Below are 21,924 nucleotides of genomic sequence, written 5' to 3' on the forward strand. Positions count from 1 at the left end.
CGGATAGAGCAAGCTATCCGGGACGGTCTTTTTTCGTATCTTTAGCGCAACAGTGCAAAAACAGAGAGGGGTAAAGAAAGTGGGCAATCAAAACAACACGAAACAAACCGGCTTACGCAGAGAATTGAAAGCCCGGCATTTAGGGATGATCTCCCTTGGCGGTACGATTGGTACAGGTCTATTCCTGGCCAGCGGAGGCGCCATCAGCAGTGCAGGTCCAGGAGGTGCATTGCTTGCTTATGCACTAATCGGCTGTATGGTATTTTTCTTAATGACGAGCTTGGCGGAAATGGCAGCGTTTATGCCAGTATCCGGCAGCTTCAGCACATATGCAACACGCTTTGTTGATGAGTCCTTTGGGTTCGCCCTAGGCTGGAACTATTGGTTCAACTGGGCGATCACGATCGCAGCTGAACTCGTAGCCGTCACGTTAATTATGGATTTCTGGTTCCCGGATGTTCCATCATGGATCTGGAGTGCAGTCAGTCTGCTTATTATGTTCTTATTGAATTATATTTCGGTAAAAGGGTTTGGTGAATCAGAGTATTGGTTTTCCTTAATTAAAGTAGTTACAGTTATTATTTTCATTATTGTTGGGATTTTAATGATTATTGGCATCCTTGGAGGGGAAACACGAGGATTTTCTAACTTTACTGTTGGGGAAGCACCGTTTAAAGGAGGATTCCTTGCTTTGCTTGGTGTGTTCATGGCGGCAGGTTTCTCCTTCCAAGGCACGGAATTACTTGGTGCTGCTGCTGGAGAAGCAGATGATCCGAAAAACTCTATTCCAAAAGCGATCCGTTCTGTATTCTGGCGTATTCTATTGTTCTATATTTTAGCAATCTTCGTCATTGGCATGATTATTCCTTATACAACGGAGAGCCTTGCGAGTGATGATGTGCGATTAAGTCCGTTCACACTTGTATTCGAAAAGGCTGGTATCGCGTTTGCAGCCTCGGTTATGAACGCGGTTATCCTGACAGCAGTGCTGTCTGCCGGTAACTCTGGTATGTATGCGAGCACACGGATGCTTTGGAACTTGGCGAAAGAAGGCAAAGCTCCAGCATTTCTTGGCAAGCTGAACAAAAACGGTGTACCAGTAAACGCGTTGCTTGCAACAGCAGCGGTAGGCTGTGTTGCATTCCTAACTTCCTTCTTCGGCAATGGAATTGTGTACACATGGCTCTTAAACGTTTCCGGTATGGCCGGCTTTATTGTGTGGGTAGGGATTGCAGTCAGTCATTACCGTTTCCGTAAAGCGTATGTGGCCCAAGGCAACGATATCAAAGACTTACCATATACAGCAAAATTCTACCCAGCAGCACCAATACTTGCATTTCTGCTATGTGTGATTGTCATCATTGGTCAGAGCTTCTCTTCGTTCACAGAGGATGGCGTCGATTGGGGCAGCTTTATCGCTTCCTATATCGGTATCCCAGTTTTCCTTCTCTGCTGGATCATTTTTAAAGCGAAAAGAAAAACGAAAGTGCACAAACTGGAAGAAGTTGATTTAACGACTCCAGAGCACGAAACAGCACCAGAATAAGAAGAGAAAGCTGCCGGTCATCCGGCAGCTTTTGCTTTATCTTCAGCACTTGCTTAAAGTAGATAATAGTGTATCTTTATTAGCTAAACAGTTATAATTAAGAAGAGGTGAATAAATGAAAATTGCAATTGTAACAGACAGCATTACGAATATGAGAGAAGAGGATTTACAGCGTTATCCCTTCATCCATTATGCGCATCTGAATGTTATTGTGAACGATAAGTCTTTTACTGATTTAAAAGATATAACCAATGAAGAATTGTTTAAATTAATAGATGAGGGAGCTTCCTACTCCTCTTCCCTGCCTTCTCCAGATGCATTTCAAGCACTGTATGAGAAGCTGCTGGGTAAATATGATGCGATTATCAGCTTGCATTGTACGGAGCATGTAAGCGGCACGGTGCAATCTGCTCGTATTGCACGTACAATGATTGACGGAGCGGAAGACCGTATTCATGTAGTTGATACCAACACAGCGTCTATCGGTGTCGAAAATATTGTCATAAAAGTGTGTCAACTTATCGAGCAAGAAAAACCCCTAACTGAAATTTTAAAAGCAATCTCGCTTTATTGCAGACAAGGACACTTGTACCTGACAATCAACGATTTAACGACACTTGTGCGTTCGGGCCGAATGTCCAAAACCGCTTCCCGAATCGGCAACCTGCTCCATATAAAACCGATTATCGGTTTAATGGATGGCAAGCTGGAGGTTGTCGGAAAAGTTCGGACGAAGAAGCGAGTAATGAAGTGGATGATCGAAAAATTAGGGCATAATATTGCCGAAACAGGCAAGCAGGTTGTCCGGATTACGCATGTCAATTCCATAGACCTTGCACATGAGTTGAAGCATGCGATGGAAGTTTACGGAGATAAAGTAGAAGTTTTTATCGGCAACGAAATAAGCACTGTGATGGCCATTCATTTTGGCCGCGGCGGAATTGGCGCAAGCTGGATGCCGGCCGATTAATATACGATATACGAAAAAAAGAGATGAGCAGCAGCTTATCTCTTTTTTCGTATATCAGGATTAAAAGTTCAAGGAATCGCCATCGTTAGGTACAATTACTTTATCAGCTATCTCTTTTTCCGTAAGAAAGTGACGAAGTTCTTCTCTTGATAGTCCCCAATGATTGACAGCCTCCATATGGACAGAGATGATTGTTGCATGTGGAGCAGCCTTGGCCACTTCTAAAATATCTTTTTTGTCCATTACAAGGGAGCCGCCTTCTAAAAATTGATTATCGCCGCCATTTACGACAATTACTTCAGGCTGCTGTGTTTCAATTGTATCTTGGATTGCTTCATACCAGACGGTGTCTCCGGCAATATAAAGTGTTTTTTCATTTGCATGCTTCAAGATGACGCCGCAAACATTGCCAGTCCGTTTCAGAATTTCTCCGCGCCCGTGTTCTCCTTTTGACTTCACTAACTGTATGTCAGCGAAGACTGTGTTCTCTGAAAGAATCTCTACATCCGTAAAGCCGCTCTCTTTAACCTCGTTTGCATCCTCTTCATTTTGAACATATATCTTCATATCCTTTGGCAGCATTTCTTTTGCGCTCTCATCAAAATGATCCAGATGTAAATGAGTCAAGATAACAGCGTCTATCCCTTCAAGAATACTTTCCGCTTGTTCCGGCAAATCAACGAGAGGATTGCGTTGGTCTTGTCGAACGGAGTTAGGAAACGGCGGATATGTCCCTTTTGCAGCTAGCATTGGATCGATTATAAATTTCTTATCTGCATAATCAACGACAAGTGTTGCATTTCGAATTAGTTTTACATGCATGCTATTCTCTCCCTTTTTCAAAGTAAGTATAGTGTAGAATAGGAGGATTATTTCATACATGGCTTTTCTAACGTGTTTTAAAGCTTTTGCTTTAGATTCGAAAGTGTTGGTTGTCATGTGCCGCTTTATTTATCAATAACAATAGAAAGATTGTAATTTACATAGTCATTTAACGCATTCAAAAATTGATTCAAATCGGCTTGTGATGGAAAACGGCATTCCAGCAAGTAACAGCCTTGGCCGCTAATTTTATAGTTATTCACGACAAACTGCTGCTTTGTTTGAATAAAAGCCAAATAAGGCTGGTGGCTCGTATTCTTGGTAAAGATCGTCAAAAAAGTATGAAGGGGATATCCTAAGTTATCTTGGTTGATTCGGATGGAATACCCCTCGATAATGTGATTGTCCTCCAGTTTGGCAATCCTTGCTGCAGCGGCGGGAGCAGAAAGATGAACTTTCTCTCCAAGTTCTTTCATCGTAATCCGGCTGTTTTTTGCTAATTCTTCTATTATTTGTTGATCGGTGGCATCCAGCATCTTATAACATCCTTTACGACCTGTTTATATGCGTACTTGTTAACCGCATTATACCAGAGACGAAAAGTGAAGCTGAAGTGAATGGTGCGAAAGATAACAAGTGGCTATTTCCGACAATTCCGGTAAGGTATCTTGACAATCCAGTAAACGTTTGCTAAACTTCCTTAAAACTATATATGTTTCTTATCCAGAGAGGTGGAGGGATATGGCCCTTTGAAACCTCAGCAGCAGGTCTGGCAACAGACACTGTGCTACATCCATCGGTTTGATTACCGGCAGATAAGATGAATAGAGGAAGCCTCTCGACGCATCTGTCCGAGAGGCTTTTGTATTTGTCCCGCTGTCGTTTACAGAGAGGGGAACGCAATATGTTTGAATTAATACGTGATCTGTCCAAGTACAAAGGGTGCAGCCAGTCATTTGTGTCACAAATAGTGGAGAAGATAACGCCGTTTGCTGATGAGCTGCACTTTGACAAACGAGGGAACCTTATTGTCCGCAAGTTTGGAGAGAGGTATGCGCCGAAAATTACGCTGCTGGCAGAGGTGAAGGAGGAAGTGCACGTGGTTACATCCGTGACAGATTACGGCGCACTTGCAGCAGATGCGAACTACTTTTCCTTAACCTTCCCTCTAGGCCAGTCCGTCCAAGTGGTGACCAAGAAGGGGCTGCTGCAAGGCGTGGTCGTGGCCAGTAAAGCGGAAGAGCACGCAGCTGTTATTGATATCGGTGCGAATACAAAACAAGAGGCGCGTCAAATGGGAGTGGAAACTGGCAACCATGTGACATGCTATGATGACCAGCTATATCTTGGGGACGAAGTGAGCGGCAGAGTTGTCGGCAAAGGATTGGACAATAAAATTGCACCAGCTATTGCTATTAAACTGCTGCAGCAATGGGATCCCGCCGAGGGGGAAATTGCGGTCATCTTTTTTTCATCCCAAAACAGGAAACAGCAGCTCAGCCAGCTAGAAGGAGAAGCAGCCTTCTATATCGGCTCTGTACCGCGTCAAAGCACTGCCCAAAAGAGCAAGGAAACCATTAAGCTGGGCAGTGGTGTCGTCATAAAAGTGGCAGACAAAACGATCCCCATTAACCAGACGCTGAAGAACCTCTTAGTTGATTTAGCAATCGCACACGACATTGCGTTTCAGCTAGAGTTCTTATTTCAGCACCGATATAAAAAACTGTCTACCAAAACGCCAATAAGTGTGCTCAACATACCAATAGAGCATCTGGATCAGACAACACAAGTTGTTTCAATCAAGGATTTGGAAAATACAAATCAGCTGATTCAGACATACCTTTTACGCAGTAAAGAATTGCAATTTTAAGAAAATTAATTATGCGTCTCAGATAGTTGTCCTATATACTGGAATTAGTAGTAAAAAAGGAGGCGGTTACGTATGAAAAAGAGAAACCTAACCAAGTCGCAACGCAGGAAGGTTCTAGCAATCAGGTAAAGGGGAGCTGTCTTTGAAGCAAGCATTACTAATCATTGATGCACAGTATGCATTGATAGAAGGTGGAGCAGGTGAGAGACCTGTCTATCAGAAAGAGAATTTAATACAGCAAATTAATTTAGTCATCAGCAAAGCACAAGCGGCAGGCGCTGACATTCTGTTTGTACGTGATACGGATGTAGCAGAAGGCCAAGGAGCTGGATTTGACATTCACCCACAAATCCAAATACCAGAAGGAGCGCCTATCTTTAACAAACAAGCAACAAATGCCTTTCACGGGACAGGTCTGCTGGCGTATGTAAAGCAGGCAGAAATCGCCCATCTTGTTATAATGGGCTGTGAAACACAGCATTGCATTGATACAGCTGTGCGTTATGCGACTGTCCAAGGAATGGATGTCACACTTGCAGCCGATGGGCACTCTACGGCGGGATCTGATGTGCTTAGTGCAGAGCAAATCATTCAGCATCATAATCAAATCCTGCACGGACATTATAATGTGGATCATTTTTCAATTGTCCGCCAAGCAGCGGAGGATTTGTTCCATCCAATACATGATACGTATCGATAAATAATTGAAGCTGTTCCATTGCTCATCAGCGTAAGCGCGCGAAATAGCGGCTTACACTGATGGGCTTTTTATGCAGAGAAGGTATAGACTGCTAACGCGAGAATGTCAGGATAACATCTCTATAATTTCTGAAAGTTAAATTATTATCGTTAGGATTACTTACAAAACGCATGCAAACTCCTGCTGCTTCCGACATAATAAAACCATATTTCATCTCAAATACATCTTTCCAGGAGGAATTCTATTGGGCTTTGAAGCTATTTTGGGGAAGGTTAGCGAATATTTATGGAGTGTGCCAATGCTGGTGTTCATCGCTGTGGTGGCAGGTGTTTATACGATTGCTACAGGTTTCTTGCAAGTAAGATTCTTTAAAGACATGATTACCCAAACATTCACCGGTAAAAGCTCTGCTTCCGGCGTATCACCTTTTCAGGCCTTAGTTATTGGATTGTCAGGCAGGGTTGGAACGGGTAATATAGCCGGAGTGGCAACAGCGATAGCAGCAGGAGGGCCGGGAGCTGTTTTCTGGATGTGGTTCATTGCCTTTTTCGGATCCGCAGCAGCTTTTGCTGAATCGACACTTGCACAGATTTATAAAAAGCGAGTGGATGGAGAATATCGCGGCGGACCTGCTTATTATGCAGAAAAAGGTCTCGGGTGGAAATGGTATGGCTATATCTTTGCCGTCGTGGCAGCTGTCTCGACTTGTTTGTTAACACCTGGCATACAAGCAAACGCGATTGCAGAAAGTATGAATAACGCATTTGGCATCACACCATTGATAACCGGAATCGCTTTGGTCGCAATTGTTGGTTACGTTATTTTTGGCGGGATACGCAGAATAGCCTTTTTAGCCTCTTATGTAGTCCCGATCATGGCATTATTTTATCTGCTTGTAGCAGCTATCGTCATCTTTGCGAATATCGAACAAGTTCCAAGTACATTTGCTCTTATTTTTTCTAGCGCATTTGGTGTTGATTCGGCTTTTGGGGGTATTATTGGTGCTGCGATTAGCTGGGGCGTGAAACGCGGACTGTATTCCAACGAAGCAGGGCAGGGAACAGGAGCTCAAGCGGCTGCCGCTGCCGAAGTTTCGCACCCAGTAAAACAGGGCTTAGTTCAATCTTTCTCTGTCTATATTGATACGCTGCTCATCTGTACAGCAACAGCGCTGATGATTTTGATGACAGGCAATTACAGTGTGGAAAATCCAGATGGCGGGTTCCTTGTCGATTATGCAAATGGTATGGAAGCAGGTGCAGGATATACTCAAGCAGCAGTCGACGGTGTACTTGGCGGATTTGGTTCCGCATTTGTAGCCATTTCCTTGTTCTTCTTTGCTTTTACGACACTCGTTGCCTATTTCTATATCGCCGAAACAAATCTGTTTTATATCGTCAGAGGAGAGAAACGGAAGATTTTCTCCAATATTATGAAGCCGTTGTTTCTCGCAGCTGTCTTCTTTGGAACGGTACGTTCGGCAAGCTTTGCATGGACATTAGCGGATATTGGGCTCGGTCTCATGGTGTGGGTTAACTTAATTGCCGTCATCCTGCTGTACAAACCGACTATCTTAGCATTCAAAGATTACCAGACCCAAAAGAGAGAAGGGTTGGATCCTGTTTTCCGACCGTCACAGGTAGATATTAAGAACGCCGATTATTGGGAAGAGCGGGAATTGGAAGAAGAAATGCAGCGGAAAACTGTATAAGCAGGAACCATTTGTAACCAAGGATTCTATGCATCCTTGGTTTTTGATTTTATCTGTAGTCGATTTATTCACCGATAAACTATATTTTGACTATGTTCACACAACTGTAAAAGAACTATTGCAAATTTGTGAAACCGCTCACAAGTAAAAGCATAGCATTGTTATTTCGCTTATACTACAAGTGTAGAAGGAAAAGCGCTAATCCCTCTTGATCTATTATGTGAAAGGTTTAACAAACTAATTTCATGAATGGAGTGTGGGAATAATGATTGTACAATGGATTCGAAATAGCAAAGTGGCGTCTGGATTGTGGACCGTGATTCGTCTTTATTTAGGGTATGCTTGGCTATCTGGAGGACTCAGTAAACTGACAGGCGGCGGGTTCGATGCGAGCGGCTTTCTGCAAGGTGCAGTTGCACAAGCTGGCGGAGATCACCCAGCATTGCAAAGCTGGTGGGCAGTATTTTTGGAACAGGTCGCTTTACCAAATGCAGGACTCTTCAGCTATTTGGTCATGTGGGGTGAGATATTAGTCGGGATTGCACTCCTAATCGGTGTCTTCACTAACTTTGCTGCTCTAATGGGCATCACGATGAACTTCGCTTTCTTATTCAGCGGCACTGTCAGCACAAACGCCCAAATGGTTCTGCTAACTGTCTTCCTTCTTATCGCTGGCGCCAATGCCGGACGTTACGGATTGGACCGCTGGGTGATGCCTTATCTTAGAGATCATTTGCCAAAGCATACACAAAACCGCCCAGCAAAGCCGGTCACATCTTAACAAGAATATAAAATAGACAATACAGGCAGCCATACTGGCTGCCTGTTCTGCGTGTTGCACTTCTTATCGGCTCTTTACGAGCAAATCGACGGCTTCCTTCACAAAAGCAGCTGCCTGCTTTTTCATGCATACATGTAAGTTTCTTTTAAATGTTACTTGGCATCTAAATATTACGCTTCGAGGCAGCATATATGTGATCTAGCGATTTTCACTTTTACCAAATCAAAATAAATCTAACTCTAAAATTACATTTTCAGGTAAATTTGTAGTTTTGTTGGTTGCATGTCGGGTAAGGAAGTACTGTACCACAAATTAAAAATCAGGAGGTTACAGACGCATGCAGAGTTCTAATGTAGTGAGTTGGCGACTTTCGATTTTGATGTTTGTAGTTGTATTTACCGTGGGTACAGTATTTACGAGTACAGCTCCTGTTGCAGCTGAAGATCAATCGCTAAGTGATGAACATAGGGAAGCGCTAGCTAGTGGTGCTTACTATAATCCAGCAACTGGGTTGTATGTATATGACTTGGAAGTAGCTATCAATAACGGAGCTCCTGAAGCACAAGCCAAAAATGTAAAAGAATTTCTGGAAAGCCTTTCTCAAGAAGAAGTAAGTCAATTCAATGAGTTGATTGGATTTGATCCATCGGCATACCAAGGGGAAGGTGAATATAGCATAGCAATTCCCCCGGTAATAATAGCGATTGCGAGCTTTATCGGAGGTGCAGCAGCAAGTAAGCTGCTAGATGAAGTTGCCAATTACGGAATAAAGAAGGCATGTCAAAACCTACAAGGAAATTGGTCGCTTTTCGATGATTATTGTCAGACTAATGGTCACGTCTAATAATAAAGGATGAGATAAGTGAGTATGGGACAAAGAATCTTGGATATACTCGGAAGCACGCCTTTTGCAATATTTATTGCGGCAGGAATGGCAGCAACACGAATTAAGCAACCGTCCAGCAATGGATCATGGGTGTATGTTGTAATCGAAGTATTGATTTTCTTTACTGTACTTTTCGTTGCTTACAAGTTAGGATTTGCACTTACTAAAAAGGTTTTGCACAAGTTTAGTAAAGATAACTAATACTGATATGGCTTGTTCTGAAGCTCGTGATACACGCAAAATCATGAGCTTTTTTTATTATGTGTAAATAGAGAGGAAAAGCAGCTGCAGTCTATATCTAAGGTATGTATTTATTCGTAATACTTAATTGAACCGCCGTATACCGAACGGTACGTATGGTGGTGTGAGAGGACGGGGTTTAGTTGCCCCCTCCTACTCTATTTTCCTAGGCGTATCCTAAGCAAGGAAGACTACTCAATTAGGAGATTATTAAAAATAGGAGTAAGTGATGAAACCTTTTTGTGGACTTCCGTATGTAGGATTAGTGTTTAATTTGTTGCTCATCCACCGCACAAAATAATATAGGAGGTAATTTATTTTGGTACTTCTTATAGATGCATATAACTTAATTCTCTCATATGCCTATGCGTATAACGTTTCAGAAGATGATATTCAAGCGAACATGGAGCAGTTGCGAAAAAACGACTGGTTTCAGCAGTATGTAAGATGTGAGCCGTACAGACAGTTATTAATCTCAGATAAAGATGTCCGGCTGCGAATCGGAAAATTGAACAATAAACGTCTTGCTAAAAATCCTCATAAAGAAAGTTATCAGCATATTGTCGCGAAAGCTTTGCAAAAGAAGATTATTGTGTCAGATGCATAACGCAAACAAGAACTATTTCAAATTGAACAGAGCTGATTCCTTATATGAGCCAGGCAATAAGATGGCTCAACAGTTTCATAGCAGGAAGCACAATCAAATTTCCCTACACGAGTAAACTCATGATAAGTAGGCCCGCATTTCGGACAAACAAGAGCTGTAAACGTTGTTGTTCCTAGATATTCTTAACGCTGGGATGACCTATTTATTAAAAACATCAAAAAGAAGCAGCCTCATTATAGAGACTGCTCCTTTATTAATCAAGGATATTAAGGGAATGAATTGCGCTTCCAAAGTCGCCCTTCTTACTTGCAAAGCCATCTTCATTTGCTACTCCAAGCAAACCACTGACGATAATCGTCCCCACTAGTATTATGGAAAAAATCACTTTCTTCATTATTTATTCCTCCTTAGATTATAGCTAGTAGATAATATCTGGTTGCAAGCTCATACTGCTTGTTTTCAGTATAATACTGAGCTAACTCTTTCGAATAGTGCCTAATGTTGAACAAATCGTTAATTTTTTGAAAATATTCGATTCCTTCTTGCCAAACGCTCTCAAAGTTAACCTTGTCTTCATATTTCTTATGAAGCATAGCAAATTCCCACTTCATTTTTGTATTGTTGCTGTCTATACTCTTTTGGAATCCTGCTGTGTAGGCTTTCATGGCCTTCGCAGTTTGGTTGGTCTTCCAATAGGAGTCTGCTAATAAATACAGCGTTTTTAATTCGATACGTTCCTGTTTTTTCTCTAATGCCTCTTCCAAATAACGAATTGCGACTGCCGGCAATTCGCGTGTTACGTATAGGAGGCCCAGGTTCAGATTCGTGGATGCTAACAGACTTTCATTTTCGATTTTCTTACAAGTGGCTAGAGCTCTGTGAAGATACTTTTCAGCGGTTTCATAATCAGAAAGTTCCATGTAGTTCATTCCTTGGACTAGCTCTGAACGTGCCAGTAGGAAATTTAGCGCTTCTACAGAATTAAGGTTCTCGACAGCCTTCGCTGCATGAAGAGCAGATAAAGTTAAGATATCCAGAAAGTAGTAGGTCATGGCTTTGATGAGATGAAACTCTCCTAACCCTGCTGGATCAACTACTGAGTTTATACGTTGCTCAGCTTTCTCAAAGCTCATTAACGCTTCCTCGAATTGTTCTTCGTAATAGTAGATAATCCCTTCAGCAAAAGAATGTTGATATCTATGTACTTCTGTGAAGTTATCTTCATATTGCCTAGCTCTTGCTAACGAGCGCTTACTTTCTTGGAGTTCTCCAGTAATCGTATAATACCGACTTTCCAATAAGAAATATGAGATAAGTGTTTGTGTATCAAAATGGTCAGTGTGCTTATTCAACTCTTCATGGATGCTGCGAGCAGCTTCTTTTTTATCAAGCTGAATACTCACAGACCAATTATCCAGATGACCTATCATATCAAGACTTTCCATAGTACAAAGCTCTCCCATCAATAATTATCTATAAGACTACTCTACCTTATTTCAACAATAGAAATATTGGGAATATTTGTAGTGAAATGCTGGTTAAAATGTCTCTTTTCATCACATGGTTTCTTGTCTGGTGAAGAAAATACAAAAGACCGCAATTTTCGCTCTATCTCGACTGTTCGACTTGACATCATAACGCTCATCTTTTTCCTCCAATGTTTTTTGCCTTCAGGATGGTATGGTTCGCAAAGCCAGTGTTCAAGGAGAAAAAGTTTTTACTTTCGTAGGTTATTCTTATGGCTGTATGTTGCGGAAGATTTCGCTTTTGGGTATGCTTTAGTTGGAGGTGATACCTGATGGCAATTGAGGGAAATGCTCATGCGTCAGAATTGGCAGCAGCTCACGCAAAGCCTATAAGGAAAGGCGATACTTTGTGTGAGGAGTCAGTTATCTAATCGCCAATGTATCCGTTTCTGTCTAGGCTTTGCACTTATCAATGCAATTTATCATGATAAGGGAGCGAACAGAATATGGATAAACGGAAAACGACAGAACAAGCATTTATTCGAAACGACCAATATAACTTCATTGCACGGCAGGTGTCTCATATCATCAATGCCCACGCAACGGTGAATCATAAAGATACCTTGGATGGAGTAAAGCTTCATGCGTTTTCGAAAGTGGAAGAGATACTGCCAGATTTGACCGAAACGCAGCTTCGTCTGCTTGAAGACATTCTTGAACTAGAAGATGAAAAGGAAGCAGAAGCGTTTCTTGTCAAACTGAGGGAGTATGTTATCCCATTTCGGCGTGTATCGAAGAAGACAGTAGAGAAACTATTTCCGAAAGCAAAAAAACTGCAGCTGCCAGACCTGGATAAATTGGATTTTCAAAAGATTTCCTATATCGGCTGGTTTGATACGCGCGCCCAAAAACAGCACTTAATCGTAGAGTACCAAGGCAAGCTGAAGGGCATTTCCGGCGTTTTCGATAACAGCGGTACGCAGGGCATTTGTACATTATGTAACAGGCTTGAAGAAGTTGGCTTGTTTGTGACTAGAGTCAGAAGCGGAAAAGAGATGTACGTGAACCGCGGAAACTATATTTGTAAAGACAGTCAGACTTGTAATGAGAAGCTTACAAATCTAGGGAGAGTGGAAGTTTTCTTAGATCATTTGTTTTCATAAGGAAGTATAGAGGCAGCAGCATACAAAAGGAAAAAACCAGCCAAATTAAATCGGCTGGTTTTTTCTTATTTCTTCTTATTCATTTTTTTGATCTTGAAATGCAGGCTGAAATAGCGGAACGACATATATAAATCGTAAGCAGCTAGTGCTGATAAAAGAATAGAAAAGAATCCCCAGCCGTTATCTGCCTGAACATGGCTATAAGCCCAATACACGAAAAGAACCCCTAAAACCAGATTCAATATCGCTGCGGGTAGTGGCGTACGTATCATAAAATTCCTCCAAAGATGATTGTTTGCATGTTTTCTAGTTGTTTTTGCATCTGTTCGATTTTTTCAGGCGTCAAGTTAAGCTGAATAATGACGACCATCAAATTCATTAAGCCGTGTGTGATAATCGGTACAATAATCCGTTTAGTCTGTACATAAAGTGTTGCAAAGATTATACCCATCACGAAGTACTGTAAAAGGTGCAGCAAGTCGCCATGTACAATGCCAAATAGAAGCGCTGAAATGAGTACTGCCACAAAGAAATTCGTCCGCTTGTAGATTTCTCCGAAAATAATCTTACGGAAAATAATTTCCTCTAAAATAGGTGCGAATACAACTACTATCACCACAAATGCTGGAACTGATTGAATAGCATCCAATATATTTGCTGTATTCTGTGATCCTTGCCTGATATTCAATACATAAATCTCAATCATACCAGCTATAATTTGTCCAAAATATGCACCGAAAAATCCAATTATAATCCATAGAACTGTCATACCAAAACCAGTTGCACTTCGATCTGCTAGTCCGCTTTTTTCTTTACGCAGCAGGATAAGCGTAATAATGACAGCTAGTAGAAAGCTGACCACACTCCACCAATAGGATACGGTCGTCAATTCCCAACCCTTATCTCGCATCCATGGAACAAATGGTAATAGCAAGAGTGAAGAAAGCTGCATCAAAATATATGTCAAAATGATAAAGCTATAGCGTAATAGCAATGTAACGACTCCTTCCACCTTACCTTATGTAGTTGGCATCTAACGTATTTTAACATAAGTAAGGGGGAAGTATGTAGCGGCGTGTATTGTATTTGCTCTGTTAATTCGTATGAAGCTGGCAGGAGAAAGCCATAAATCGTCGAACAACTATCAGAGTGTCATACTTGCAATCCGTTTACGTTTTGATTATTATAATAACTGTATTAGCACTCAACTTATTCGAGTGCTAAAAATCAAATTATCGATTATTTAAGGAGGGTTTCTCACATGTTGAAGCCACTAGGCGATCGTGTCGTAATTGAACTTGTAGAGCAGGAGGAGAAAACAGCAAGCGGTATTGTACTCCCTGAATCTGCAAAGGAAAAACCGCAAGAAGGTAAAGTTGTTGCCGTCGGTAGCGGTCGTGTAACCGATAATAATGAAAGAGTTGCACTAGAAGTTGCAGAAGGCGATCTTATCATCTTCTCCAAATACTCTGGTACTGAAGTGAAATACGAAGGAAAAGATTACTTAATTCTTCGCGAAAACGACATTCTTGCAGTAGTAGGATAATCCGAAGAACAGACTTATATAACATAGAAGATATTATAGGAGGTTATTATTCATGGCTAAAGATATTAAGTTCTCTGAAGACGCTCGCCGCGCGATGCTTCGCGGTGTCGACACACTTGCTGATGCAGTGAAAGTAACGCTTGGACCAAAAGGTCGTAACGTTGTATTGGATAAAAAATTCGGTTCTCCGCTAATCACGAATGATGGTGTGACAATCGCAAAAGAAATCGAACTAGAAGACGCATTCGAAAACATGGGTGCACAGCTTGTATCTGAAGTTGCTTCTAAAACAAACGAAATCGCTGGTGACGGTACAACTACAGCGACTGTTCTTGCGCAAGCAATGATCCGTGAAGGTCTGAAAAACGTTGCTTCTGGTGCGAACCCAGTAGGCGTACGCCGCGGTATCGAAAAAGCGGTTGAAGTAGCTGTTTCTCAGCTTAAAGAAATCTCTAAACCAATTGAAGGCAAAGAGTCTATCGCACAAGTAGCGGCAATTTCTGCGGCTGACGAAGAAGTTGGTAAACTAATCGCAGAAGCAATGGAGCGCGTTGGTAATGACGGCGTTATTACAATCGAAGAATCCCGCGGCTTCAACACAGAGCTTGAAGTTGTAGAAGGTATGCAATTCGATCGCGGTTATGCTTCTCCATACATGGTATCCGACCAGGATAAAATGGAAGCAGTACTTGAAGATCCATACATTCTAATCACAGATAAGAAAATCACAAGCATCCAGGAAGTACTTCCTGTACTTGAGCAAGTTGTACAGCAAGGCAAGCCGCTATTGATGATCGCCGAAGACGTAGAAGGCGAAGCACTTGCAACACTTGTTGTGAACAAACTGCGCGGTACATTCAACGCTGTTGCTGTTAAAGCACCAGGCTTCGGTGACCGCCGTAAAGCAATGCTAGAAGATATCGCAACACTAACTGGTGGTGAAGTGATTACAGAAGATCTAGGTCTTGATCTGAAGAACACACAAATCACACAGCTTGGCCGCGCTTCTAAAGTGGTTGTTACAAAAGAAAACACAACAATCGTTGAAGGTAACGGCAACCCAGAAAACATTTCTTCCCGTGTCGCACAAATCCGTGCACAAGCAGAAGAAACTACTTCTGAATTCGACAAAGAAAAACTACAAGAGCGCCTAGCAAAACTAGCTGGCGGTGTTGCAGTAATCAAAGTCGGTGCTGCTACTGAAACAGAATTGAAAGAACGCAAACTACGCATCGAAGACGCCCTTAACTCTACACGCGCAGCAGTAGAAGAAGGTATCGTAGCCGGTGGTGGTACAGCACTAGTAAGCATCTACAACAACGTTGCAGATCTTGACCTTACTGGCGACGAAGCAACTGGAGCGAAAATCGTCCTTCGTGCAATCGAAGAACCAGTTCGCCAAATCGCACACAACGCAGGCCTTGAAGGTTCTGTCATCATTGAACGCCTGAAAAAAGAAGAAGTCGGCATCGGCTTCAACGCAGCAACAGGCGAATGGGTAAACATGTTAGACACAGGTATCGTTGACCCAACAAAAGTAACACGCTCCGCACTCCAAAACGCAGCATCCGTAGCAGCAATGTTCCTAACTACTGAAGCAGTAGTAGCTGACAAGCCAGAAGAAAACGCTGGCGGCGCAGGCATGCCTGACATGGGTGGCATGGGTGGTATGGGCGGTATGATGTAAGACCGTCTCTTTATAGAAAAAGCGCCAAACCTTAGGGTTTGGCGTTTTTTTTGTATGGAATAATAGTACTTTCACTTAAAAGAAAATGGAGAAAGAGAAGTATAAGCTCGATATGCATCTTATATTAGATATCAAACCAGCTTCATCAACATGAAATTTGAATTCTGCCCTAAAGTGCATACCCCTTTGTACGCTTTTTTATTTTTGAAAGTCTTATAATTTTTAGTACATAGAAAAAAACAAGTTATATCCAAGAGACAAGTGAAAAAAAGATACAGCATAAATTTTAGTTTTAAAGAACTGAGCGCTATGTACTTTCTGTTCCTATTTAATGCTCTTTTATAACAGGAAGTATAGATTTATAAGGAGGATAATGACAATGAAAAACAAAGCAATTTGCGGAATTGTGTATATAGGTTCTTTTTTAGCCAGTGTAATTTTATTTTTTGTGGAGAGAAGATATAGAATAAAAAAACGTAATGAAAAAAGTCTGTGAAAAGAAAAAACGTAGAAAATTTCGATCAGGACTAGTTTTAAGAAGGGGTGTTTGTAACTTTGCTATTAGAGCAATCGAGTGTTGAGAGTTGGTATATGAAATATCGAGATGATGTTTGCAAATATATATATTCGCTTGTATCGGAACGCAGTATGGCTGAGGATTTAATGCAGGATACTTTTGTGAAGGCTTATTTAAAAGCGGACACGTATAATGGCAGATCTAGTGTGAGAACGTGGTTATACAGTATTGCCCATAATGCAACGATGGATCTCTTTAGGAAGCAAAAATCATTTGTTGAATGGAAAGATAAATATATAAAGAATCATACTTGGTTTGAGGGATTATGGGATATTAGAATAAGTGAGAACAAAAACGGACTGTATGGATCTTTAAATAAATTAGAAAGTTCTTATAAACAAGTGATTCTGCTGCGTAAAATACAGGGGTATTCCATCAAAGAAACGGGAGAGTTATTAAATTGGTCGGAAACTAAAGTAAAAGTCACATTATACAGAGCTTTGCGTTTTCTGCAAAAGCAATTAATAGAAGATGAATACTATGTCGAGTTATATTAATAAATCGATTTCAAAATAGAATTATATAATAAAATTATTTGAAATTGCCCAAACGTACATGTCCAAATGTACGTTTATTTTTTTCTAAACCCTTTATTATAGATATAGTAACATGAAAAGAAGGGAGATTATTATGTCAAAGTTTTTATATTCACTTGGTAAATGGTCAGCTTTAAATAAGAAAAAAGTAGTCAGTATATGGGTTCTGCTTCTAGTTGCGTTAGGAGCACTCGGAGTTATTCTAAAACCAACTTTTACACAAGATATGACTATACCAAATACACCTTCTGAGAAAGCCATGGATGTGATCGGGGAGGAATTTTCTTCTGGTCCTGACAGGGCAAAGATTCGCGTGATATTTGGAGATGAAGATACGTTAACTTCTGAAACAGGTCAAAAGATTGTTTCGGATACGCTGAATGAGATTAAGCAGGACAAAAACGTAGAAAGTATTGCAGAACCATTTGAGAGAGGAACAGTTTCTGAGGATGGATTAGTAGCATATGCTGATGTCACGTACAAGCAGGGAGCTGACGATGTATCGGAATCCTCCATCAATCATTTGAAGGATAGTCTAAAGGCGGCTGATAAGGATGGAGTGCAAACAGAGCTTAGTGGCGATATTACACTATCATCACTAGAAATTGGTGGTACCTCCGAAGTTATCGGTGTCATTATTGCTTTTGTAATTCTCGCTGTAACATTTGGTTCGTTAATCATTGCGGGGTTACCTATTCTCACTGCGATTATCGGTCTTGGTGTGAGTACTTCTGTAACATTGATAGGAACACAATTCTTCGATCTTGCGTCTACAAGTCTATCCATGGCCGGTATGATAGGATTGGCAGTTGGAATTGATTACGCATTGTTCATTTTTATGAAATACAGAGAATTCTTAAGATCAGGTATGGAGAAATATGAGGCCATAGGCAGAGCAAATGGAACTGCCGGAAGTGCTGTAGTATTTGCAGGACTTACTGTAATTGTTGCTCTATGTGGTTTAATGGTAGTAGGTATACCGTTCTTGTCTGTAATGGGAATCACAGCAGCAATCAGCGTTTTGTTCGGAGTTTTGGTTTCCATTACTTTGGTACCTGCTATTATGTCTATTGCAGGTAAGAAAATGTATCCTAAAATCAACAAGAAAAAAGAACAAGCTGCAACCAACTTCTGGGGAAGGTTTGTCACGAAGAATCCAATTAAGCTAAGTGTTATTAGCATCCTAATCTTAGTCATTATCAGTATTCCTGTATTGCATTTGGAACTTGGATTACCCGATAATGGGATGAAAGCGGAAGACTCTCCTGAGAGACAGGCATACGACTTATTAGCAGATGGTTTTGGAGAAGGATTTAATGGACAGCTTACAGTTGTTGCCGATGCTAGTAAAGTAGATGGTGATAAGTCTGCTGCTTTTGAAAGTAATGTAGCAAACCTAAAACAGTTAAACCATGTAGCTAATGTGTCTTCCCCTATGCCGAATGGTAATGGTGATTACGCTATCATAACAATCACTCCTGAGAAAGGTCCAAATGATATCACAACCAAGGAATTGGTAAAAGATGTACGCGATCTAACAGACAATAATATGGAAATGCTTGTTACAGGATCAACAGCTGTAAATATTGATATATCAGACAGATTGAATGAAGCAATTCCAGCGTTTGCAATTTTGATTGTTAGCTTTGCTTTTGTATTGCTTGTCGTAGTATTCCGCTCACTTCTTGTCCCTCTAGTAGCTGTACTGGGCTTTGTGTTAACATTAACAGCTACCCTTGGACTTTGTGTATGGATATTGCAAGACGGTAATATGATAAACTTATTCCAAATTCCTAAAGAAGGCCCTATACTCGCCTTTCTTCCTATATTAGCGATTGGAATTCTCTTTGGTTTAGCTATGGATTATCAAGTCTTTCTTGTAAGTAGGATGCGGGAAGAATATATGCAGACTAAAAATCCAGCGTTGGCTATCCAAGCAGGTTTGAAACATAGCGGTCCTGTAGTTACATCTGCTGCATTAATAATGATTGCTGTATTTGGGGGTGCTATCTTTGCACCAGACGCAACTATAAAAGGGATGGGTATTGCCCAAGCCTTTGGCGTACTTTTCGATGCCTTTATTGTAAGATTAGTTATTATCCCGAGCGTGATGAAGCTAATGGGAAATGCAGCTTGGTATTTGCCAAAATGGCTTGATCGGATTATACCTAATGTGGATATTGAAGGTCATCAGCTTACAAAAGATATAGAGTCAGATAAAAGTGAAAAAAATAATGATTAATTAAATGTGCTAACTAATGAATAGCAGAAACAGTCATACAGCCAATTGCCGATATCGTCAATTGGCTGTATATTTTTATTTTTAAATATAACGGTATACGTAAACATCTGAAAAAACTATAAGGTTGGCCGATATATTTCTATGCAAATTAAGTGTAGTCGAGGGTGGATTACGGTTTTATAAAGGAAAGAGATTCGTTGAAACTATCAAGGGATATAATAAACAAAGCAAATTTTCTCCTAGATGGAGCTATTGTACTGTTTGCAGGGAGATTAAGGGAAAAATTGCTAACTAATCGAATGACTTAATGTAATTCCCAGGCCAAGACACGCAGCATAAGCAAGAGCTTAATCAGTTATTGCATTATAATGTAGTCTCATATTAAGAATATTCATTTTTGCTCACAACAGTGGCAAAGTAAGGAAAACTGCCCAAAAGGGTAGTACAAACGTGCATTTATAAAAAAAGTAGCTGTTATATAATGAGGCTTAAGGGAGGCGTTGAAATTAATGCCAAATAAAGATAATTTAATTACTGAGTTGGAATCCAATTATCAACATAGTGTCGAGAATAATAACTTGGTTGCAGCGCGATTTCCAGGGCTGTTTTTTATATTAATGTCTCTAGCAGTTGCGTGCGCCATAGAAATTCACGGAAGTTCATTCCATCTGGGAATAATAATATATACCATACTGTTCGGCTTGTTTGCCGTGTTGTATTGGTATTCCAATAAACTCTTGCTGAAGAGGGCATGGTTATATTTTATTATACAAGGATCTCTTGTATATATCAGTGGGTTTTTTATGGGGATTTACCCTTTATCCTTAATAACACTGTATCCTTTACTACTTAGCCAGACGATGGGGCTCATTGGGCAAAGAAAGCGCTATTACGTTATATTTATTCTGTTGTTATTCTGCAGTAGTTCATTAGTTTTGGTTGATATGGACATTATTGTCTCGTATTCCGCAGTTGCGTTACCTAATATGATTGTCCTAATTGCATATGCTCGTATCTTCTTTAATCAAGTCAATGCTAAAATCCGATCGGAGCGATTGTTGGGAGAATTAGAAGTAGCATATAAGGAAGTACAGCGTCTTACTTTACACAATGAACGTCAGCGGATGGCTCGCGATTTGCATGACACATTAGCGCAAGGGTTAGTTGGCTTGAAAATGCAATTAGATGCAACGAAAGGTTATTTAGCTTTAGATAATAAAGACAAAGCAACAGAGCTAATTGATACAGCTATCACAAGGGTGAGTGAATCTTTAGCAGAAGCTCGTCACGTTATTGATGATATGAGGTCACATACGAATATCAGTTTTTCGCAGCAAGCTGAAGACCAACTAAATAATTTCGAGATGACAACTGGTATCCGATACTTCTTAGAAAATGAACTGAATGAGGATGTCTCAACATCAGTAGCTGAACAAAGTTTAAGAATTCTATCTGAATGTCTCACAAATACAGCAAAGCATGCTAAAGCTGACACAGTGTGGGTGCATATATACAAAGAAAAGAATAATATGAACCTGGAAATCAAGGATGATGGGATTGGGTTTCAGGCTATGAACAAGTTAGGGAGAAAAGGACATTATGGTTTGCTTGGTATACAGGAAAGAGTCAGAAGTTTAGATGGAGACATCCGCATTATAAGCAAGGAAGGAACCGGAACTGAAATAATCATTACTATACCATTAGAAGGAGCACGATAATGCCACACAAAATACTGATCGTTGATGATCATTTAGTAGTCAGAGAAGGATTAAAACTTCTGGTTGGTTTGAATCCTGAATTTGTAACTGCAGGAGAAGCAGAAAATGGAAGAGAAGCAGTCGAATTAGCGGGAGAGTTAAATCCTGATGTCATCTTGATGGATTTATATATGCCTGTAATGACTGGCCTGGAAGCTATCAAGGAAATCAGTGAAAAACATCCAAGTATTCCGGTTATAATACTGACAACATATAATGAAGATAAGCTGATGGCAGAAGGAATGGAATATGGAGCGAAAGGTTATCTGTTAAAAGATACAAGTCCGGAAAACATGTTTCGCACATTGGATGCTGCAATCAGAGGAGATACACTTATTAGTTCAGAAATGATGACCAGAATCCAATCCTATAAAAAAGAGGAAGAAAAACAAAGAGTAAAACCAAAGATTTATTTATCCAGTAAAGAAATTGACGTATTGGAAGCTGTAGCAAGAGGTGCGAAGAGTAAAGAGATAGCGATTGATCTTAAAATCTCTGAAAGAACTGTAAAAGCAAGACTTACTGATATTTACAACAAATTAGGAGTGAGTTCTCGAGCAGAAGCAGCAGCATTGGCAATTCAAACTGGAATCATTACTTTACAAGATTAGCTAATAAGATATATCTATTTAAATTCGAAGAAAAACAACAAGAACGCCTAGCGAAACTAGCTGGCGATATTGCAGTAACCAAGGTCGGCGCAGCAAACAGAAATAGAATTAAAAGAACGCAAACTACGCATCGAAGACGCCCTTAACTCTACACGCGCAGCAGTAGAAGAAGGTATCGTAGCCGGTGGTGGTACAGCACTAGTAAG

22 protein-coding genes, 1 pseudogene and 1 riboswitch are annotated in these 21,924 nt (G+C 40.6%); of the genes and pseudogenes, 17 read left to right on the forward strand and 6 right to left on the reverse strand.

The window, feature by feature from the left end; translation table 11 throughout:
- Positions 1-52 precede the first annotated feature (52 nt).
- Positions 53-1,546, forward strand: a complete 1,494-nt coding sequence (locus CRO17_RS12750) for an amino acid permease (protein ID WP_097042798.1) — start codon at positions 53-55, stop codon at positions 1,544-1,546.
- Positions 1,547-1,661: 115 nt separating this feature from the next.
- Complete coding sequence (locus tag CRO17_RS12755) at positions 1,662-2,516, forward strand: DegV family protein (protein ID WP_097042800.1); 855 nt, start codon at positions 1,662-1,664, stop codon at positions 2,514-2,516.
- A gap of 60 nt (positions 2,517-2,576) precedes the next feature.
- Here the strand turns inward: CRO17_RS12755 and CRO17_RS12760 are convergent, their stop codons facing one another.
- Together CRO17_RS12760 and CRO17_RS12765 are read right to left on the reverse strand one after the other, a co-directional pair.
- Positions 2,577-3,338 (reverse strand): MBL fold metallo-hydrolase, encoded by a 762-nt coding sequence (locus tag CRO17_RS12760; protein WP_097042802.1) that lies wholly within the window; start codon positions 3,336-3,338, stop codon positions 2,577-2,579.
- A gap of 125 nt (positions 3,339-3,463) precedes the next feature.
- Complete coding sequence (locus tag CRO17_RS12765) at positions 3,464-3,874, reverse strand: Lrp/AsnC family transcriptional regulator (RefSeq protein WP_097042805.1); 411 nt, start codon at positions 3,872-3,874, stop codon at positions 3,464-3,466.
- A 180-nt stretch (positions 3,875-4,054) separates the two neighbouring features.
- Positions 4,055-4,160: riboswitch (SAM riboswitch) on the forward strand.
- Between the two features lie 82 nt (positions 4,161-4,242).
- Between CRO17_RS12765 and CRO17_RS12770 the strand changes: the two genes are divergently transcribed.
- The 7 genes from CRO17_RS12770 to CRO17_RS12800 all read left to right on the forward strand — a co-directional run bounded on the left by CRO17_RS12770 (position 4,243) and on the right by CRO17_RS12800 (position 10,133).
- Positions 4,243-5,208, forward strand: a complete 966-nt coding sequence (locus CRO17_RS12770) for a hypothetical protein (RefSeq protein ID WP_179637043.1) — start codon at positions 4,243-4,245, stop codon at positions 5,206-5,208.
- Between the two features lie 142 nt (positions 5,209-5,350).
- The gene (locus CRO17_RS12775) at positions 5,351-5,908 is read left to right on the forward strand and encodes an isochorismatase family protein (protein ID WP_097042808.1); all 558 of its coding nucleotides are present in this window, start codon (positions 5,351-5,353) and stop codon (positions 5,906-5,908) included.
- A gap of 298 nt (positions 5,909-6,206) precedes the next feature.
- The gene (locus CRO17_RS12780; RefSeq protein ID WP_097043164.1) at positions 6,207-7,619 is read left to right on the forward strand and encodes an alanine/glycine:cation symporter family protein; all 1,413 of its coding nucleotides are present in this window, start codon (positions 6,207-6,209) and stop codon (positions 7,617-7,619) included.
- A gap of 265 nt (positions 7,620-7,884) precedes the next feature.
- Positions 7,885-8,400 carry a DoxX family protein gene (locus tag CRO17_RS12785; RefSeq protein ID WP_097042810.1) on the forward strand — a complete coding sequence of 172 codons (516 nt, stop codon included), beginning with the start codon at positions 7,885-7,887 and terminating at the stop codon, positions 8,398-8,400.
- A 337-nt stretch (positions 8,401-8,737) separates the two neighbouring features.
- The gene (locus CRO17_RS12790; RefSeq protein WP_097042812.1) at positions 8,738-9,244 is read left to right on the forward strand and encodes a hypothetical protein; all 507 of its coding nucleotides are present in this window, start codon (positions 8,738-8,740) and stop codon (positions 9,242-9,244) included.
- Between the two features lie 24 nt (positions 9,245-9,268).
- Entirely contained in the window at positions 9,269-9,487 is a 219-nt protein-coding gene (locus CRO17_RS12795) for a hypothetical protein (protein WP_097042814.1), read from the forward strand.
- Positions 9,488-9,845: 358 nt separating this feature from the next.
- Entirely contained in the window at positions 9,846-10,133 is a 288-nt protein-coding gene (locus tag CRO17_RS12800; protein ID WP_097042816.1) for a hypothetical protein, read from the forward strand.
- 253 nt (positions 10,134-10,386) lie between these two features.
- Here CRO17_RS12800 and CRO17_RS17600 read toward each other — a convergent pair whose 3' ends face one another.
- Both CRO17_RS17600 and CRO17_RS12805 read right to left on the reverse strand, forming a co-directional pair.
- Positions 10,387-10,527 carry a hypothetical protein gene (locus CRO17_RS17600; RefSeq protein WP_179637045.1) on the reverse strand — a complete coding sequence of 47 codons (141 nt, stop codon included), beginning with the start codon at positions 10,525-10,527 and terminating at the stop codon, positions 10,387-10,389.
- Between the two features lie 13 nt (positions 10,528-10,540).
- Entirely contained in the window at positions 10,541-11,578 is a 1,038-nt protein-coding gene (locus CRO17_RS12805; RefSeq protein WP_179637047.1) for a tetratricopeptide repeat protein, read from the reverse strand.
- 527 nt (positions 11,579-12,105) lie between these two features.
- Here CRO17_RS12805 and CRO17_RS12810 point away from each other — a divergent pair.
- Positions 12,106-12,762: a FusB/FusC family EF-G-binding protein gene (locus tag CRO17_RS12810; protein ID WP_097042819.1), complete on the forward strand. Its 657-nt coding sequence runs from the start codon at positions 12,106-12,108 to the stop codon at positions 12,760-12,762.
- Positions 12,763-12,827: 65 nt separating this feature from the next.
- Here CRO17_RS12810 and CRO17_RS12815 read toward each other — a convergent pair whose 3' ends face one another.
- Entirely contained in the window at positions 12,828-13,034 is a 207-nt protein-coding gene (locus tag CRO17_RS12815; RefSeq protein WP_097042822.1) for a DUF4305 domain-containing protein, read from the reverse strand.
- Entirely contained in the window at positions 13,031-13,756 is a 726-nt protein-coding gene (locus CRO17_RS12820; RefSeq protein ID WP_097042824.1) for a CPBP family intramembrane glutamic endopeptidase, read from the reverse strand. Before CRO17_RS12820 ends, CRO17_RS12815 begins: the two co-directional genes overlap by 4 nt.
- Positions 13,757-14,023: 267 nt before the next feature.
- On the opposite strand from CRO17_RS12820, the gene groES reads away from it, so the two are divergent.
- The 7 genes and pseudogenes from groES to groEL all read left to right on the forward strand — a co-directional run.
- A complete protein-coding gene (groES, locus tag CRO17_RS12825; protein ID WP_097042826.1) occupies positions 14,024-14,308 on the forward strand; it encodes a co-chaperone GroES in 285 nt (94 codons plus the stop codon).
- Between the two features lie 52 nt (positions 14,309-14,360).
- A complete protein-coding gene (gene groL, locus CRO17_RS12830) occupies positions 14,361-15,995 on the forward strand; it encodes a chaperonin GroEL (RefSeq protein WP_097042828.1) in 1,635 nt (544 codons plus the stop codon).
- A gap of 591 nt (positions 15,996-16,586) precedes the next feature.
- Positions 16,587-17,069 carry an RNA polymerase sigma factor gene (locus CRO17_RS12835; protein ID WP_143596025.1) on the forward strand — a complete coding sequence of 161 codons (483 nt, stop codon included), beginning with the start codon at positions 16,587-16,589 and terminating at the stop codon, positions 17,067-17,069.
- A 133-nt stretch (positions 17,070-17,202) separates the two neighbouring features.
- Complete coding sequence (locus CRO17_RS12840) at positions 17,203-19,350, forward strand: MMPL family transporter (RefSeq protein WP_097042832.1); 2,148 nt, start codon at positions 17,203-17,205, stop codon at positions 19,348-19,350.
- A 509-nt stretch (positions 19,351-19,859) separates the two neighbouring features.
- Positions 19,860-21,068, forward strand: a complete 1,209-nt coding sequence (locus CRO17_RS12845; RefSeq protein WP_097042834.1) for a sensor histidine kinase — start codon at positions 19,860-19,862, stop codon at positions 21,066-21,068.
- On the forward strand, positions 21,068-21,718 hold the full coding sequence (locus tag CRO17_RS12850) for a response regulator (protein WP_097042837.1): 651 nt from the start codon (positions 21,068-21,070) through the stop codon (positions 21,716-21,718). The genes CRO17_RS12845 and CRO17_RS12850 overlap by 1 nt, the downstream gene beginning before the upstream one ends.
- Positions 21,719-21,747: 29 nt before the next feature.
- Positions 21,748-21,924, forward strand: a pseudogene (groEL, locus tag CRO17_RS12855) (chaperonin GroEL); the annotation flags it as partial.

This window comes from Terribacillus aidingensis, assembly GCF_900215625.1.
In the GTDB taxonomy this organism is placed as follows: domain Bacteria; phylum Bacillota; class Bacilli; order Bacillales; family Amphibacillaceae; genus Terribacillus; species Terribacillus aidingensis.

What these genes read in the sequence shown, in the direction of transcription:
- CRO17_RS12755 (WP_097042800.1), top strand. Translation starts at nt 1,662, where the DNA reads ATGAAAATTGCAATTGTAACAGACAGCATTACGAATATGAGAGAAGAG.
- CRO17_RS12760 (WP_097042802.1), bottom strand. Translation starts at nt 3,338, where the DNA reads ATGCATGTAAAACTAATTCGAAATGCAACACTTGTCGTTGATTATGCA.
- CRO17_RS12765 (WP_097042805.1), bottom strand. Translation starts at nt 3,874, where the DNA reads ATGCTGGATGCCACCGATCAACAAATAATAGAAGAATTAGCAAAAAAC.
- CRO17_RS12770 (WP_179637043.1), top strand. Translation starts at nt 4,243, where the DNA reads ATGTTTGAATTAATACGTGATCTGTCCAAGTACAAAGGGTGCAGCCAG.
- CRO17_RS12780 (WP_097043164.1), top strand. Translation starts at nt 6,207, where the DNA reads ATGCTGGTGTTCATCGCTGTGGTGGCAGGTGTTTATACGATTGCTACA.
- CRO17_RS12785 (WP_097042810.1), top strand. Translation starts at nt 7,885, where the DNA reads ATGATTGTACAATGGATTCGAAATAGCAAAGTGGCGTCTGGATTGTGG.
- CRO17_RS12790 (WP_097042812.1), top strand. Translation starts at nt 8,738, where the DNA reads ATGCAGAGTTCTAATGTAGTGAGTTGGCGACTTTCGATTTTGATGTTT.
- CRO17_RS12795 (WP_097042814.1), top strand. Translation starts at nt 9,269, where the DNA reads ATGGGACAAAGAATCTTGGATATACTCGGAAGCACGCCTTTTGCAATA.
- CRO17_RS17600 (WP_179637045.1), bottom strand. Translation starts at nt 10,527, where the DNA reads ATGAAGAAAGTGATTTTTTCCATAATACTAGTGGGGACGATTATCGTC.
- CRO17_RS12805 (WP_179637047.1), bottom strand. Translation starts at nt 11,578, where the DNA reads ATGGAAAGTCTTGATATGATAGGTCATCTGGATAATTGGTCTGTGAGT.
- CRO17_RS12810 (WP_097042819.1), top strand. Translation starts at nt 12,106, where the DNA reads ATGGATAAACGGAAAACGACAGAACAAGCATTTATTCGAAACGACCAA.
- CRO17_RS12815 (WP_097042822.1), bottom strand. Translation starts at nt 13,034, where the DNA reads ATGATACGTACGCCACTACCCGCAGCGATATTGAATCTGGTTTTAGGG.
- groES (WP_097042826.1), top strand. Translation starts at nt 14,024, where the DNA reads ATGTTGAAGCCACTAGGCGATCGTGTCGTAATTGAACTTGTAGAGCAG.
- groL (WP_097042828.1), top strand. Translation starts at nt 14,361, where the DNA reads ATGGCTAAAGATATTAAGTTCTCTGAAGACGCTCGCCGCGCGATGCTT.
- CRO17_RS12835 (WP_143596025.1), top strand. Translation starts at nt 16,587, where the DNA reads ATGAAATATCGAGATGATGTTTGCAAATATATATATTCGCTTGTATCG.
- CRO17_RS12840 (WP_097042832.1), top strand. Translation starts at nt 17,203, where the DNA reads ATGTCAAAGTTTTTATATTCACTTGGTAAATGGTCAGCTTTAAATAAG.
- CRO17_RS12845 (WP_097042834.1), top strand. Translation starts at nt 19,860, where the DNA reads ATGCCAAATAAAGATAATTTAATTACTGAGTTGGAATCCAATTATCAA.
- CRO17_RS12850 (WP_097042837.1), top strand. Translation starts at nt 21,068, where the DNA reads ATGCCACACAAAATACTGATCGTTGATGATCATTTAGTAGTCAGAGAA.